This is a genomic window from Streptomyces colwelliae, assembly GCF_048158785.1.
In the GTDB taxonomy this organism is placed as follows: Bacteria; Actinomycetota; Actinomycetes; order Streptomycetales; family Streptomycetaceae; genus Streptomyces.
Map to the genome: position 1 here is coordinate 24,822 of NZ_JBLTJC010000009.1, position 16,120 is coordinate 40,941.

The 16,120-nt window shown below is 66.8% G+C and carries 5 protein-coding genes and 2 pseudogenes; 6 read left to right on the forward strand and 1 reads right to left on the reverse strand.

The window, feature by feature from the left end:
- Positions 1 to 406 precede the first annotated feature (406 nt).
- On the forward strand, positions 407 to 6,745 hold the full coding sequence (locus ACNFOC_RS03520) for a P-loop domain-containing protein (protein WP_416956455.1): 6,339 nt from the start codon (positions 407 to 409) through the stop codon (positions 6,743 to 6,745).
- A gap of 179 nt (positions 6,746 to 6,924) precedes the next feature.
- Here ACNFOC_RS03520 and ACNFOC_RS03525 read toward each other — a convergent pair.
- Positions 6,925 to 7,148, reverse strand: a pseudogene (locus tag ACNFOC_RS03525) (FTR1 family protein); the annotation flags it as partial.
- A gap of 121 nt (positions 7,149 to 7,269) precedes the next feature.
- Here ACNFOC_RS03525 and dnaE point away from each other — a divergent pair.
- The 5 genes and pseudogenes from dnaE to ACNFOC_RS03550 form a co-directional block, all read left to right on the forward strand.
- Positions 7,270 to 9,600, forward strand: a pseudogene (dnaE, locus tag ACNFOC_RS03530) (DNA polymerase III subunit alpha); the annotation flags it as partial.
- Between the two features lie 118 nt (positions 9,601 to 9,718).
- Entirely contained in the window at positions 9,719 to 11,200 is a 1,482-nt protein-coding gene (locus ACNFOC_RS03535) for a site-specific integrase (protein ID WP_416956457.1), read from the forward strand.
- Positions 11,200 to 13,152 (forward strand): hypothetical protein, encoded by a 1,953-nt coding sequence (locus ACNFOC_RS03540; RefSeq protein ID WP_416956459.1) that lies wholly within the window; start codon positions 11,200 to 11,202, stop codon positions 13,150 to 13,152. The genes ACNFOC_RS03535 and ACNFOC_RS03540 overlap by 1 nt, the downstream gene beginning before the upstream one ends.
- On the forward strand, positions 13,149 to 15,263 hold the full coding sequence (locus ACNFOC_RS03545; RefSeq protein WP_416956461.1) for a site-specific integrase: 2,115 nt from the start codon (positions 13,149 to 13,151) through the stop codon (positions 15,261 to 15,263). The genes ACNFOC_RS03540 and ACNFOC_RS03545 overlap by 4 nt, the downstream gene beginning before the upstream one ends.
- Positions 15,260 to 15,691, forward strand: coding sequence for a hypothetical protein (locus ACNFOC_RS03550; protein WP_416956463.1), 432 nt, complete (start codon positions 15,260 to 15,262; stop codon positions 15,689 to 15,691). Before ACNFOC_RS03545 ends, ACNFOC_RS03550 begins: the two co-directional genes overlap by 4 nt.
- Positions 15,692 to 16,120 lie beyond the last annotated feature (429 nt).

Below are 16,120 nucleotides of genomic sequence, written 5' to 3' on the forward strand. Positions count from 1 at the left end.
GACGCCGACGCTACGACGTGCCTGTTTGTCCAAGCTGTCGCCGCACTGCTCGCCAGCAGATTCCCACGCTTTCCTGCGATCTCCAAACGAGAACACCGTCAACTCTACTGATCTCGACCGACATTGCCGCAGCCCGGTGTCACCGTTATCGGCGGCAACCCTCATTTCGGCGGCCGAAGAGAGACAGCGTTGGAGTGTTGGCAGCGCCGGAGCGGAGAACAGCGCGCCGTAGCGGCTGCTGTGCCCTCACAGACGGCGCCGCCCGATAGGGCGTTGTCGGTGGTGTGCGTTATGGCGGCCGAGGTCCTCAGCGACGGCAAAGCCGGTGGACCTGATCGGGAGCCTTCGACACGGTTTGGTTATTTCTGCGTCAGCAGGGTGTTTGACGGTGGAGAATGCTGACGACATGAGTGATCTAACCGCAGCCCACCGCGGGTATGAATACCAGGACTTGATGGAGGCAGGCCGCGTCGTCGACCTGCTGCTCGGCGGGATCGCCAGGGTCCATGTCGACAAGAAGCTGGTGACAGACGACCGCTTCGACGACCTCACGGTGATCAACGCGGACGGATCCCGTGAACGGACCCAGTTCAAGCACTCGGACGAGAAAGGCCCTCTCGGCTACGCCACGTTCACGATTGACGACCAGCGCGGACTGGGGCTGGACCGTCTCGTGGCGGCTGCTGTCGCCGATCGGGACGGACCGGGCGTGGACGCCACCGCCCACCGGCTGCGCATCGTGATGCGCGACGCACCTCCGGATCACGAGGCACTGAACGCGGTGATGGTGTCAGCCCGCTCCTCCGACGTGCCGTTCCTGCCGGGGATGAACAGCACACTCCTGCGATTCGACGCGGAAGCACTCTGGCGAGGGTACGACCTGCCCGCGCGGGGTCGGCGCCCGGCGGGCAACATTTTCGGGTTCCTGACCAGCGGTGACAGGGCCGTGTCCAAGCAGGATCTGGAATGGCTGTGCGAGCACCTGGTGGTGGAGGTCGGCGCACCGGCCATGACGACGGACCTCCTGCAGCCAGGGCCGGCCGAACAGCTTCTCCTCCAACGGGTGCGTGGCGAGCTCGGCGCGGGGATCTATCCCAATGAGGGACGCTCACCGGTGGACGTAGCCGAGGCGCTGATCCGCGCAGTCCGCTCCGCCCGGCAGCGCGGAACCGACGTGACACCTCGCGAGCTACTGCGCCAGGCCCAACTGCGCAGCGACCTCGGCGCCGTCGTGCGCGCGAACCCTGTCGACCGCGCCCTGGAAGTGGCCAGGCCCGCCACGGTCGGCGTCCTGGCGGAAGCGGCCGGGACAGCGGCAGCCGACGGGGGAGTCCTGCTGGTCACGGGCCCTCCGGGACAGGGTAAGTCCTGGGCGTGCCAGCAGTTGGTCGACCAACTCACCGGTGACGGATGGCTGGTCGCCGAGCACTACTGCTACCTCGGTGACGCCGACGGTGACCAGCTGACCCGGGTGGTCACCGAAACGGTCTTCGGTAGCCTGCTGGGCCGGCTGGCCGAGTCGGACCCCGACCTCGTCCAGGAGCAGCGCCCGCGTTTTGCCGCCGATGCGCAAGCACTGACGACGGCTGTGGACACCGCTCTGCGCAAGGACCCCACCCGGCGCGTGGCGCTCGTCGTGGACGGACTGGACCACGTCACCCGCGTACAAGGAGGAAGGACCAGGAGAGCCGATCCGTCCCTGGCCCTCGCCGCGGTCCTCGGCTCGCTGTCCCTTCCGCTCGGCAGCGTCCTGATCGTCCTCAGCCAGCCCGGGAACCACCTCGTCCCCCTCCAGGACGCCGAGGCGGCTTCCGTCGCCGTGCCACCACTGACCGCGCATGAGTGCCGCGCCGTCGCGGAGCGGCTCGGGCTCGTCCCGGCGGCGGACGACGAGCGCACTGAAGCCCTCCTGACCGACAACGGCGACGTGACCGACTTCCTGGACGCGCTGCAGGAACGCTCGGGCGGCAACGCCCTGTACGCGACATACCTCTGTCGCGAGGTCGCCCTCCGGCCGGAGACGATCACGAAAGCCGCGGCAGTGGTGCGGGCACTTCCGGCCTACCAAGGATCGTTGGAGGGCTACTACGCCCACCTCTACGACACGCTCGGCGCGGAAGCCGATGTCGTCGCGGACATCATCGCCCTACTCGGAATGTCCGTCACCCGCGAGGAGCTCGGGCAGATCATTCCGGACCGGGCGCACAGGATCGACGGCGCGCTGAAGGTGCTGGCCCCGGTGCTCTCCGGGACGGCCGGACCCAGCGAAATCCGCGTCTACCACGAGTCGTTCGCCCGCTACCTGCGCCTGGGCTACGGCAACGCCCCTGGGGCCCTGGAATCGACGCTGGCGCTGATCGCCACCTGGCTGACTGGGAAGGGGCTGTTCGACGACCCGCGGGCCTTTCGCCGCCTCCTGCAGATCCTCGCCGAAGCTGGACGCGACACGGAGGTGGTGGACCACATCGGGCGGGACTTCGTCACCCGGGCCGTCGCCACCGCCCACCCGGCCTCGGCGATCAGGGACAACCTGGCCACCGGCGTGCGCTGTGCCGCGCGGACGGCGAACTGGCCGGTCGTCGCGCGGTGCGTCGAACTCGCCAGGGCCGCGCAGACGTACGAGTTCGAGCGCTTCGACTCGGACCTGGTGGAATTCGCCGACGTGCCGATCGCCTTGATGGGGGCTCAGACGCTGGCGGACCGGCTCCTGCACGACGCCCGGACCGTCATGCCCGCCCGGGCAGGTCTGCAGATGTGCGCCGTCCTCGACGCGGCAGGCGCCGTGGCACCCTGGCACGCGTACATGACGGCACACGACCACGAGGCCGAGTCGGACAACACCTCCTACGGGGCGGAGTCCGACCGAGCCGTCGAACTGGCATACCTGCGTGGCCGGTTGCGCCTGTCGGCGACCGATCAGGGGACAGGTGAGGAGCCCCCCGAGGACGGGACTGACCGGCCGGTTCCGCTGGACCGCATCGCCGAGTGGTTCGACGAACGGGGTGACCAGGCAGCGGCCGACGCCGTCGTGAAGATGCTCCTCGATACCGTCGGAATCGAGGCCGTCACCGACCTGGTGCCGCGCCTTGAAACGGACGGCCCCGTATGCCTCGCACTCGCCGAGCAGATCGCCGCAGGCGCGGTGCCCGGAGAGGCGGGCAACGCCACGCACTGGGCGCAGAAGGCCGCTGACCTGGGCTACCTGCCGGGAACGGCGCACCGGCTGCTCGCACTGGGGGTCGCCGCCGTCGATCTCGCCGCAGGCCTTGCGGCAGAGGAGACTTCGACCGCCCGCGACACCCTGTTCGCCCTCACCCGCGGCGTACAGAACGAACAGGTCCGGTGGAGCCCCGAGCCCGTGGCCAGGTGGCTCGATGCCCTGGCGATCACGACACGGACCGATCTCATCGCCCTGGACGCGGTACCGGCTCTCGTCCAGGGGGCCGGCTGGTACCCCTGCTGGCTGCGGTTCGCGATCGCCCTCGCACGTGCCGAAGCCGCCGAAGCACCCACCCGGTCCGGCCTGGTCATCGAAGCCCTCGGGCTCCTGACCGCAGACCTCAGCCCCTTCGCCGGCGAACCGCGTGCGTGCGACCTCTACTCGATCCATCCGCTTATTGAAGAGTCGGTACGCCGGGCGGCCGCCCTCGTGTCCGACCAGGACTGGCCGCAGGCGTGGAAGACCCTCATCAACGTCAGCCGGAAAATCAGTGTCAGTCTGGGCGGCGAGATGGGCGGACCGCTGCCAGTCGACACACTCCTTACGACCGCTGTCGAGCACACCACGCCCGCACGGCGGGCCGGCGTCGCCGAAGCCGTCCGTAACGAGTTCCTCCAGCAGGCCGGCGGACGCTTCTACAGCGACCTCGCCCGTTACCTCCTCATCCACGCGCGCCTCGCCCTCACCGCCGACGATCTCGCCGAGGCCGAGAAGCACTGGCTGGCGGCCTGCCACTTCCTAGTGGCCTACGGCTGGCGCAAGGACATCACCGTCTATGAGGTCCTGGATCCGCTGCCCGCCCTGGTCACTGCGGACCCGGCCCGGGGGCGGGCGCGGGTGGCGCGAATCCAGCCACTGTGCGAACGCCTTGTCCTTCACACAGACGGCAAGGAGACCAACGCTGCCCGCCCGCGGTGGTGGAATGTCCTGGCCGGGGCAGACCCTGCGGCCCTTGCCGATCTTGCAGCCACCGGCCTGCTCAGCGACTGCAACGGCCCGAACACCATTCTCCATGGCGCCCGAGAAGACCTCTGGCGCGCGTGGAACGACACCGCCGATCCGGTCGTGGCAACCGCGCTCCGCATCACCTTGGACACCCCGCTCCTCCAAGCCGACGCCGCGCTTCTGGACCGGCTCGCCCGGACAGTCTGCCCCTCCACGCCCGATGGCGTTCCGCAACTGCTGCGCATCGCACTGAGCAGGGCCGACGAGAGGCAAGCCAACCGCGACTCCTCCAGCGACCAGACCAGGCCGACCGACGCACAACTGGTCGCGGAACTCAACGCCGTCGCCGAACGCGTCGGCGCCCCGCAGCTCACCCGCCTGCCCGAACCACCGGTCACCGACGAGTCTCAGCCCCGCCGCAGCACACCCGTCCCCGCGCAGTCGGCCACGGCCCCGGCCTCACCTGCCGCCCCGTCGCCCGCGCCCTCCGAACCGGTCGGCCTGATCCGGGTACTGCGCGCATGGCACCTGAGCCCGTACGAGGCCGACGTACCACAACACACCCTCGAACAGATGACAGACCTCGTCGGCGACGGCCTGCTCAACCTCGCCACCCGAGGACAGACCGACGAGGCCGCACAAGTCCTGCGTGCCATCGCCGGCCCCTTCGACTTCCGGGACGGCCCACTCCTGCTGCGCCAACTCGCGGACAAGCTCCGTCAGAACGGCCACGACACTCTCGCCGCCGAAGCCTACGCACTGACCTGGGTACGCACCCGCGGACAAGGCGGATGGCTGAACTTCGGAGGCGAAACAGCCCTCGACGCCCTTCGCATCGCCGCGCAACTCGATCGCACCCTCACCCACCGCGTCATCACCGAAGAGGCCGAAGCAGTGGTGAGCGCCGGCCGGTACGGGACCCACGGCATCACCCAGGCACTAATCTTCGCCTTCGCCCAGCAAGCCTTCGGCCTGCCCCCGAACGACTCCCTCGACCTGGCCTTTGCCCTCTGGGACGAAGCCGCAACGGTCATCGAGAGCAGAGCACCACGTGTCCACGACAGTGACGACCCTCAGCACCCCTACCGCGCACCCGACAACGACAACGGAACTCCTGCACCCGGCTATCTCGACCACGCCTTCGCGACCGCGGCGCTGGCCGCAGTCGCACACGCGGACCGGGAAGGTAAACGCCGAGCGATGGTTGCGACGCGATCTCTGGTCACACTGCGCCCCGAAGCCACGGCACCCGCCATGGCCCTCGCACTGGAGCAACTCTCCGATCCGGCGACCCTGATGTGGCTGCTGCGCCTCCTCCATGAACAGGGGTCGCAAGCCCAACCTGTCGTGGACCACTGCCAGGACGCGCTCGAGGCACTGGCCCGAGGACCGCTGCTCACCGTCCGCGCCCTCGCCCGCCGGCTGCTCACCGATGCGGCCCGCGTGCCCATGGGAGCGTCAGACCCGGCCGGGCTGAACCCGCCGAGCCGCCTGTGGACCTCCGCCGCGCACGGAGACAGCCCGAGAGACCGCGCCGTGACGGGAATGGTGGCAGAGGTGGCTGGCGCACGGCTGAACGAAGCCGAGCAACTGCAGCCCGGGCTGATCCAAGCGGTCCTCGCCAGAGTTCGCCGCGAGGTTGACACGGAGCGCACCATCGAGAGGAACAAGGCCCAGTCCCGCGCCAACCTCAGCGCCGACGAGGGCGAGCTGCCGGACGCCTACCTCGCCATCGAGGAGACCATCGAAGAGGCGATCCAAACGGTGGCAGCGGGTAGCCGCGCGCACAGGCTCTCGCAGGGCCTTGGCGTGAGCGATCCGGCAGCTTGGGAGGATCAGCTGGCCACCGTACTGACAGACGACCCCCGCATTCCGCTGGCCTTCGAAGAGGCACGCTGGCCACGTCCCGACCTTCCTCTGCCACCCGGCCCGGACGACCCGGCCAGCCAGGACACTCCGCTGACCGGAACAACCGCCGAGACCATCTCCACACGGCCACTGACGCAAGCCGTCGCCCTCACCGGACAGACCCTCCCGGGCTGGCGCATCCTCGCTTCCGTGGAGGAACGCAAGTTCCTGTCACCGCACACCCGGAAAACCGGCCTGACCGTCGTGAACTTCTCAGGCCCGGAAGTGACGGCTTACGGGAACCAGGACAGCGACGCTATCCCCTTCTCAGACGGCGACATCGAGGAGTGGACTCGACCGCAGGGGCAGCACCCCGCCGCTGACCTCCCGCCGGGGATCCCGCTCCTCGGCCTCGACCGCGCCATGACCGCCGCCGCAGACGCCGCCCAAGGACTGGGACTACCCCGCTTCACACTGACACCCACCCCGTGGCTCCACACTGCACTCCGCCTGAGGCCCGGAGCCCCGCTGACACTGGAGGACGACCGAGGTCCGGCCCTGCGGCTCATCTGCTGGCGCACCGAGTACGAGCGGAGTGCCTACCGCCTGCCCTGGCCACGGACGACCGGCTGCGCCGTCGTGATCCGCCCCGACCTGCTGGACATCCTGTCCGAGCAGGAATCCGCACCGATCGTCACCCGAGATGTCGTTATCCGGTTGGAAGCGGACTGAAGAGAAGCAGACGGGACACCGTGGTCTGAAGGAACGGCACCCAGTACCGGGCCACGAGTACGACCTGCCCGGCGCCAGGGCGTGCACACGACGTGTGCGGGCCCTGGCGCCGGGCGTGCTTGGGATCAGGCGGCGGGCTCTGCTTCGGCGGGTTTGGGCGCGTGGGGCCGCAGGGGGGCTCACGGAAGAAAAAGTAGAGGACCGGGACCACCGTAGAGGGCCCAGACCGCGAGCTGGAGCACGGTGGGGTCGGACTGGAAGTTGAAGATGCCCTTGAGCAGGGTCCTGTACCAGCTGGTCTTGGGGATGGTGCTGAAGGTGTCGAAGGTGAGGTTCTGCAGACCGGGCAGGTTGCTGGCCTCCTGACGCCCTAGGCGAGCACTCCGGCGGCGATGACAACCAGCCATAGCAAGATCGGTTGGCTGAAATCTTTTTATCGAACTATTGTGCGAGTAAGGGTGTGGCGTCCTGGTCGCAGGACGACAGACGAGCAGGGGGTGCCAGAGCAGATTTGGAGGTGCACGGTGGGCGTTTTCACGCATCTCCACGTCGCTTCCGGGTTCTCCGCCCGCTACGGGGCCTCCCATCCGCAGAACCTGGTGCGCCGGGCGGCGGAGCTCGGCATGGGTGCGCTCGCGCTGACTGATCGGGACAGTGTCACCGGCGCCGTGCGGCACGCGAAGGCGTGCCTGAGCGCCGGGGTACGCCCGATCTTCGGGGTGGATCTCGCCGTCCCGGCGTTCGACACGGCAAGGGCTCCTCGCCGCTCGCGCACACCGGTCCGCGGTGGTGGGCACGTGGCGGAGCCGCGCCTGAGAATCACGCTGCTGGCAGGCTCCGTGAGCGGGTGGGCGTGTATCTGCCGTCTCGTCTCCGTGGCCTACGCGCATCCGGTCGACGGCTTTCCGGTCACCTCGTGGGAGGCGCTGCAGGAGGGCTTGGGCGAGGATGTGGTGGCGATCCTCGGGCCGACCTCCGAGCCTGTACGTGCGCTGGCCGCCGGGCGGCCGGACGTCGCGGAAAGGCTGCTCGTCCCGTGGCGGGAGATCGCGGGTCAGGGACTTCTCCGGCTGGAGGCGGTCGCCTACGGACTGTCCGGACTGGGCGCGGGATCGGTGCGGCTGGCCGCGCACACCCTTGCTCTGGGTGACCGGCTCGGCATCCCGACGGTGCTCACCAACGCGGTGCGTTACGAGCGGCGCGAGCAGCACCGCCTGGCCGACGTGCTGGACGCCGCCCGGCTGCTGCGTCCAATCCCGCAGCGTGGAGCCCTCGACCCGGGCGAGCGGTATCTGAAGTCCGGAGCCGAGATGGCCGAGGTGGCAGAGCGGGCGGCCGCGGCCGCGAGCGCCCCGGCCGGTCGAGGGCGGCGTCTGATCGAGGAGACGGCAGCTACCGCCGAGCAGTGCACGGTGGACCCGGTGCGCGACCTCGGCCTGGGGCGAGCACACTTCCCCGAGCCGTACGTGGTGGGAGCCGGCACCCGGCCGGGGGACGGGATGCGGTTGCTGCGGCAGCGCAGCGAGGCCGGGATGACCGCCCGCGGCCTCGACCGGGACGTGCGGGCGATGGATCGGCTCGGCTACGAGCTCGGGGTGATCGAGCGCCTCGGATATGAGGCGTACTTCCTCGCGGTGGCCCAGGTCGTCGCGGACGTGCGGTCCATGGGGATCCGGGTCGCAGCCCGCGGCTCCGGTGCCGGGTCCATGGTCAACCACAGCCTTTTCATCGCCACGGCCAACCCGCTCTCGCACCGGCTCCTGTTCGAACGCTTTCTCAGCGAGCGCCGCACCGCCTTGCCGGACATCGACCTCGATGTCGAGTCGGACCGGCGTCTGGAGGTCTACGACCGGATCTTCGAACGGTTCGGCTCCGAGCGCGTGGCGGTCACCGGGATGCCGGAGACCTACCGGGCCCGTCACGCCCTGCGCGATACGGGGCTCGCGCTCGGGATCCGCCCGCAGACCGTCGACAGGATCGCAAAAAGCTTTCCGCACATCCGCGCGTGCGACATCGGCTCCGCCCTGTCCGAGCTGCCCGAACTGCGGCAGCTCGCGGCCGAGGCCGACCAGTACGGTCCGCTGTGGGAGCTGGCCGAGGGCCTGGACGCCCTGCCGCGCGGCTTCGCCATGCACCCGTGCGGCGTGATCCTTTCCGACGCGAGCCTGCTCGGTCGCCTCCCGGTGCAGCCCGCTCCGGGAGGCGCATATCCGACGGTGCAGGCGGACAAGCACGATGTCGAAGACCTCGGCCTGCTGAAGCTCGATGTCCTCGGCGTGCGCATGCAGTCAGCGATGGCGCACTCGGTCGCCGAGATCCGCCGCACCACAGGCCGGCACATCGACCTCGACAGTCCCGACCACGTCGACCTCGCCGATGAGTCCACCTTCGAACTGATCCGCAGCACCAAGGTGCTGGGCTGCTTCCAGCTCGAGAGCTCAGGCCAGCAAGATCTCATCGCGAGGCTCCAGCCACGGCACATGCAGGACGTGATCGCCGACATCAGCCTCTTCAGGCCCGGCCCGGTCGCCGGGGGCATGCCCGCGAAATTCATCGCCGCCCGGCACGGGGTCGAGGAACCTCGATATCCCCACCCCGACCTTGTGCCGATCATGGATGACACGTACGGGGTGGTGATCTGGCACGAGCAGATCATGATGATCCTGGCCATGATGACCGGCTGCGACCGTGCCGCCGCGGATGTCGGACGCCGCGCCCTCGCCGACGCCGAGCGGCTGCCGAAGGTGGAGGCGTGGTTTCGCCGCTGCGCCGGCGAGCGCGGCTACTCCCCGGACGTGATTGGCGAAGTCTGGGACATCGTCAAGGAGTTTGGGGCCTACGGATTCTGCCGTGCGTTCTTGGGGCACTTCAGATCTGTCTCAGCGGCTGCCGCATGACTTTTCCGAATGACTGCGGTGCGGGTTGCCTCCCTGCTTCTCTACTGCTCGTGGATGTCGCAGGAGAGGAGCAGGCATGCATCTGTTCGCAGTTGACTCGGAGGTGGCCCGAGCTCACTTAGACAGCCCGCTGTTGTCTGGTGAGGAGGCAGCGGCGTTGCTCGCGTACCGCGCGATCTCGGATGGCACGCCGGTCTTCCTGGACGACGAGACGATGATGCCGGTGGAACCCCTCTGTTCGTGGGGGCGCCAACTGTCCTATGCGGACCTGGCTGAGGGGACGCTCAAGGAATACGGCCGCATCTTGGCCCGCTTCGCCCTCCACCAGGAGAAGCGCGCTGGGGACGTGGTGGCGGCCACCGAATCGGACATCGTCGCCTACAAGCGGTTCCGGACCGAAGAGCAGCGCAGGCCGGTCGGAGTATCGGCGTGGTCGAAGGAATCAGGCCTGCTCGATCAGTTCTTCGGGTTCCTGGTCGAGGGTCGTTATCTGGCTCGTCGACCGGTCCGTGTTGCTTCCCGAGGGCGTAACGCACTCACTCCGCGGCTTCGGCGCACCATGGACATCCGGCACCTGACGTTCGATCAGTTCAGGTATTTCCGCGACGTCGGATTCGGCGGTCAGCATCCTGACTCCCGGGTCAATCGCTCGTTCCGAGGCAGCGCCCCGCACCGAGGCCGGGCCGCGGCTGATCTCGCCCTGGGAACCGGGATGCGATGGCAAGAGTGGGCCACCCTGTTCCTGCCTGAACTGGGTCTGGGGTTGGGGCGCCCAGGAGAGGCGTGTGAGTTCACGGTCCAAGCGTGCGCGAAGTACGGCAAGGTGCGCACGATCTATGTCCCCGAGGACTCCATCGACACGGTGGAGACCTATTGCCTTCTGGAGCGTCCCGAACTGGCCCAACGTTCCGCGGCGAACCTGGGCCGGCGCAAGCGGGACCTCTTCGTGGTTTCGAGGATCGAGCCCGAGTCCGGTGTATTGCGGGGGGAGTTGAATGGCGTGAAGCGCGAGTTCACCATGGCTGCGATGCCACCGAAGCTGCGGCGGATCACCGTGCGCGAAGGGGAGTTCGGCCTCGAGACACTCACGGTGTTCATCTGCCGGGGTGGTCTGATGCCGCGGGCGGATTCCTGGAAGCGCTACCGGCACGCTGCTTGGCGGCGAATGGTGGACTTGGCGGACGAGACGACACCGCGTTTGCCGACCAAGAGGTGGCGCTGGCACGACCTGCGGCATACGTACGCTCTCCAGCTGTTGAGCTATCTGGAGCGACAGATGGACGGGTACGAGGCCGAGCATGAGGCTCGTGCCCGACGGCACCGCTCCTACCTCACGGGCCATATCCGCTACAACCCGCTGCTGATCGTCAGCCGTCGGCTGGGGCACTCCAGCCCCCAAACCACGTATGCCTACCTCGAGTACACGGACGACCTGGTGCAAGAGTTCGAGGAGGCTTTCAGCGGTTGGCTGGGAGAAACCGGTGAGGAGGCTACCTATGCGCAGATCGCAGCGCACGCGTTCAAGGTGGATCGCCCCGCGTTGAACGGAGGCTTGTGATGGCCCCGCGCCGCTACAGCCAAGAGGTGCTACGGCAGGCTCTTGAATTCCCCGGACCTGCGGGGCGCCTGGGCCTGCGGGTCGTCAGTTCCATAACGGAGCTCGGTCGGGAGGCGCTTCACTTTGTTGCCCCGGCGGAGTACCGATGTTCACGTTTGGTTGCTCAACTGGCAGATGAATGGGTCGAATACGTTGCGGCGACCAGGATCTCTCGTGGACCTGTGGCGACTTACAGCCGTGCGATTGATCGGTTGGGAAAGTTCGTGGATGCCGCGCCTGAAGCATCTGACACGGCGGAGTCACTCTCGTTGGAGAGTGAAATCGTGGTCCGCCTGCTGGCAAGGTGGGAGCGGACCCTACCTGAGAGCTACTCGCCGGGGTCAAAGTGGCCCAAGTTCCTTGCTGATGCAGTGCGAATCCTAATCGTGCGGCGTGATGACCACGCCGAGCGCGATGTAGAGACTAGGCTTTCCCGCTTTGCCCGGGGTAAGGCGCTGACCGCCGCTGGTGAATCCATGGAGCGGGATGAGTTCACCTTGGAGGAGAAGCGCGCGATGGTACGCGCAGCCTGGAATGCGGTGATCGCGCTGGAGAAGCGACTGGCAGCGGGGTGGGCTATGGCTACGCAGGGCCGTCACCCTGATCAGGGGAGTTGGTTCAGTCTTCCCGATCTCCTTTGGGGGCTGTCGCATGGCGAGATCGACCTCAAGGATATCAGTGCTGCCTTACCCGTGTTGGAGAAATGGACCCCGGAGCTTCAGGCGCTAGTGCAGTACGAGGACGGCGCCCCCGTCTATCCGCAAACGGCGAAGCTCAGGCTCAATTCGCAATTGGTGGCCCAGCTGTATCCTGCGACTCAGGACCTCCATGCCTTCCGCGTTCTGCTGGTCGACACGACTGGGCGTGCGTCGGAGGAGGTGACCTCGTTCGGTGAAGGCGACGTCGAATTTCTGCCCCACGGGGTGCGGCTGACCTTCGTGAAGAAACGGGCTGAACTGGTGCGGCACCGAGCTTTCCGTGACAGCGCAAAGTCACTCGCTGTGGGAAGCGGCGGAGACGAGCAGGCGATTACGTACAACATTACAGATGGTCCGCGACGCGAAGCCAGTGCCGTGGTGCGACGCCTGCTTGCCGTTACAGCGAAGACCCGAGAGAAAGTCCCCCACCTCACGGACACCTTGTTCGTCACGGCCAGGGTGCGCGCAGGTCACTGCTTGGCCTTCGACACCTGGGTCCCCAACGGAGGGCCGGAAGCAAGATTCGAGGGTTGGCTGGCCTCGGTCGGCGTGGAGGTGGCCGGAGAGAAACACATTGGACGGCTGCGCAAATCCACCAAGGTCGAGAAGGTCATCGCCTCAGGAGGAAGAATCAGCACGGCTGCTGACGATCATCTGGAGGAGACCTTCGCCGGCCACTACGCACAAGGAACGACACTACGTGTCTTGTCCGGGCGAGTGATCGCCACGGCCCAGGACCACTGGTTCCACAAGGCAGTACAGGGACCGACCGTAGTAGCCGCGGAGGCCGAAGGCGCGCTGAAGGACTCAGAGGCGCTGAAGTCGCTGGCGCTGGAAGAAGGCCAGGCTGAGGGCATCATCCAGGGGCAGCTCGACATGGGTGTCTCGCATTGCAAGGACCCGTACGACTCGCCGTTCAGCCCTCGGGGAGAACTGTGCGCTGTGGCACCTTTGCGATGCCTGGAATGCCGCAACGCCTGGATCCTGCCTGGCCAGTTGCCGCAACTGCTGTTGTTTGAGCGGCACTTGGAGAACCTGAAACGCCGCATGCCGCCGAAGAGCTTCACGGCCCTGTGGGGCCAGAGCTACGTGAACCTCCGTGCGGTGCTGGCCGCTCGCAGCGACCAGGAGCTCGATCTCGCCCGGGCGAGCATTGAAGCCGGCCGGACAGAGCTGGATCTACCGCTGACGGCACAAGTGGAGTTCGATCAATGACTATCGACGATCCCGTCGCCGAGCATCTCACTGCGCTGCTGTTTCGCGACGACGAACCGGTCTTGCAGGGCCGTGCCCTGATGAGCGCGGCGCGTCGGCCCGGAGCCCGAGTTCCGATCTTCGGAGACACGGAATCCTGGGACTGCAATGGAGTGCTACGGCGGCCCGCCAATCTCAAAGTAAATGAGTGGCAGGTTCCCTTCACGGTGGAACTGACAAACCCGTTCTGGAACCTGCTGGCAAGAGAGATGGCCATGGTGATGGCCAATCCGCAGCACGAAGCGCTACAGGAAGCGGGCATTTACCTGGGCGACGCCCGGGCCTCGGTTAGTACGTTACGAGGAGCGGTCTACCAACTGCGTGCCATGATCAACTGGGCTGACACCGTAGGGCTCCCGCCGAATCCGAAGGAGTGGACTGCGATTGACTTGAAGCGCCGCGTGAAGACTCTGGACCCCTCGCTGAGCGCAGCCAGCGTCATTGGAACCGTGTCCTTCATCCGTAGGATGGTCCGGATGAGTTCGGCGCTGAGCGGCGGATGGCCGGTAGAAGAACCGTGGCCGGGGAAAAGCGCCAAAGCTGTCGCCCAAGCAACCAGAACTGATGCGGTCTCGACCAAGCCCATTCCGCCCGGGATCTGGTTCGCGCTGGTGCGCGCGGCATGGGCCTATGTCCACACCTTCGCCCCCGATGTGCTCCGCGCGATCCGGCGCCGGGATGAACTCCTGCAAGCGGCCGGGACATCCATCATCGACGCCTCGCACACTCTCGATAACTGGCTGGCCAACCCAGACAACCAGGTCCCGGTGTACTACGAACCAGCCCAGTCCATGGACCAGAATCCGGTCGTCAACTGGCCGCTCATGACGCTGTTCCTGGGAATCGTTCCGACGCTTCAGGGAGCCGTCTTCGGAGCGCGCCAAAGTGCCTTGTCGCTGAGTCGGCGAGCGGCCGTGCTCGAGGCGGTCAAACAGGGGCGGTACGCGCATCAAGGCTTGGTTGAGGATCTCGCCCAGGTCACTCGGTCCGACGGCAGTACAGGGCCATGGCATCCCGGCATCCAGCCAGGTCACATCGGACCCCTTCGGACCGCACTGCGGAACGCGGCGTTCGTACTGGTCGCGGCGTTGTCGATGATGCGGGACTCTGAACTCCACGAGATCGGCAGGGGGTGCATCGTCGAGCACTACAACACGCCAGCCGTTGCCTCCATTCTGCAGAAAGGCCACCAGGATCAGCCCCGGAAGCACTGGTGGATCACCGAACCGGTCGTCGAGGCCATCGAACTTGCCGAATCCCTCTCGCTGCACGCCGAGCGAGTATTCGCCCCGTTCAAGCGGCCCAAGACCAGCGAAGCTATCGACGGCGCCTTGATGATCGACTCCTTCACCCGCTTCGTCAACGCTCATGCCGCATGCGCGGGACTGGAACCGATCCCCACAGGCAGGGTCCGACCGCACATGTTCCGTCGCACCATGGCCATGCTCACCGACCAGTTCGCAGGCTCCGAGATCGCGTTGGGCATCCAGCTCAAGCACATAGCTACCCGGGCCTTGGCCAATCGCTCCACTCGTGGATATGCGGCCCCCGACGAAGCTTGGGCCAAGCACTTGGAGGGGGCGATCGAAGCCGCCAGGTTTCGCCGACTCCGAACCCTGTACAACGAGCACAAGGACGGTAAGACGATCGGATACGGTCCTGGTGCCGACCGCGTCAAGGAAGCCTTCGACGACATCGAGGACACCGTTCGAGCTCGGGGAGGCGACTCCCGTGTCGAGGAGGACCTGCTGCGAAAGGCCCGGATCACCATCCGATTTGGAGCCTTGAACAACTGCCTCTTCGACCCGAGCAACCCTTCAGGCGCGATCTGCCTGGAGAACACGATTGTCCCCGAAGGTCACATAGGACCGCTGGACTGGCGCTGCCGGCCAGACCGCTGCCACAATTCCATGATCGGCATCGAGCATGTCCCCATCTACGATGCGCACCACCGCACACAAGTGAAGTTGCTGGAGACGCCGGGGCTGCCGAGCGTTCGCAAGGACCTGATTTCCCGCGAACTCGAACGCGCCGAGGCCGTGCTGAAGTTGACCTTGCAGGAGGAGACATGAGTGTCGACGCCCACATGGTCGAGGATGGCGTGTCCCCCAAGACCGCGCAGGCTCTGGAGTCCGCGATGGAGAGGTTGTTCGCTGGCAAGCCTCAACGCACCGATGGCCGGTTGACCAAAGAGAACCTCTGGCAGGAGGCCCAGGTAAGCCGGGCCACCATGAACCGGGCCGCGGGCATCCTTGCTCGGTGGGACGCACACATCGCCCACCATGGGAAAACCACCCCCGGCGAGGCGCGCCGCGACGAGGAGATCACCCGCATCCGCCGGAAACTCGCGGACAAGACCCAGGAATGCACCGCGCTGAAGCGCAAGCTTCAGGCCGCTGCCACCGCCATCGCCGCCCTCCACCATGACAACCAAGCCCTGCGGGACGAGCTCGGACGACGTGGGGGAACCGTAGTGCCGCTGCGCCGAGATCATCCATGAGAGAAGCAGTACCGACTGCAGCCATGGCTGGTCAGCTGGACGTCAGTCGAAAGCATGGATGCCTACATCCACCTCGCCAACACCGACCCCCTGCTTGACCAGGCCCTGCAAGTAGTCTGTCGCTACTTGACAGCGGAAGTTCGAGCACCGACCGTCACGTCTCGTCGTTGTGGCCCTGGGTCTGACCTAGCGAAACTGTCGAGCGGAATGTCAGGGAGCCGGCTAAAGAATCTTGGTGCGTGTGTAAAGGAAGCAGGGCTCCGCAGACGACTAGATAGGTGGCGACATCTATGTCCGCCATTGTTTGGCGCCGGGGTTCCACGGCAAGGGCACCTTCCGCCAGACAGCCTGGCGTCTACCGCGAAACCGCGGCAGACGCCATAGGCATGCCCATTTTTGTTACTTGGTAACAGACCCCCTGCTTCGCTT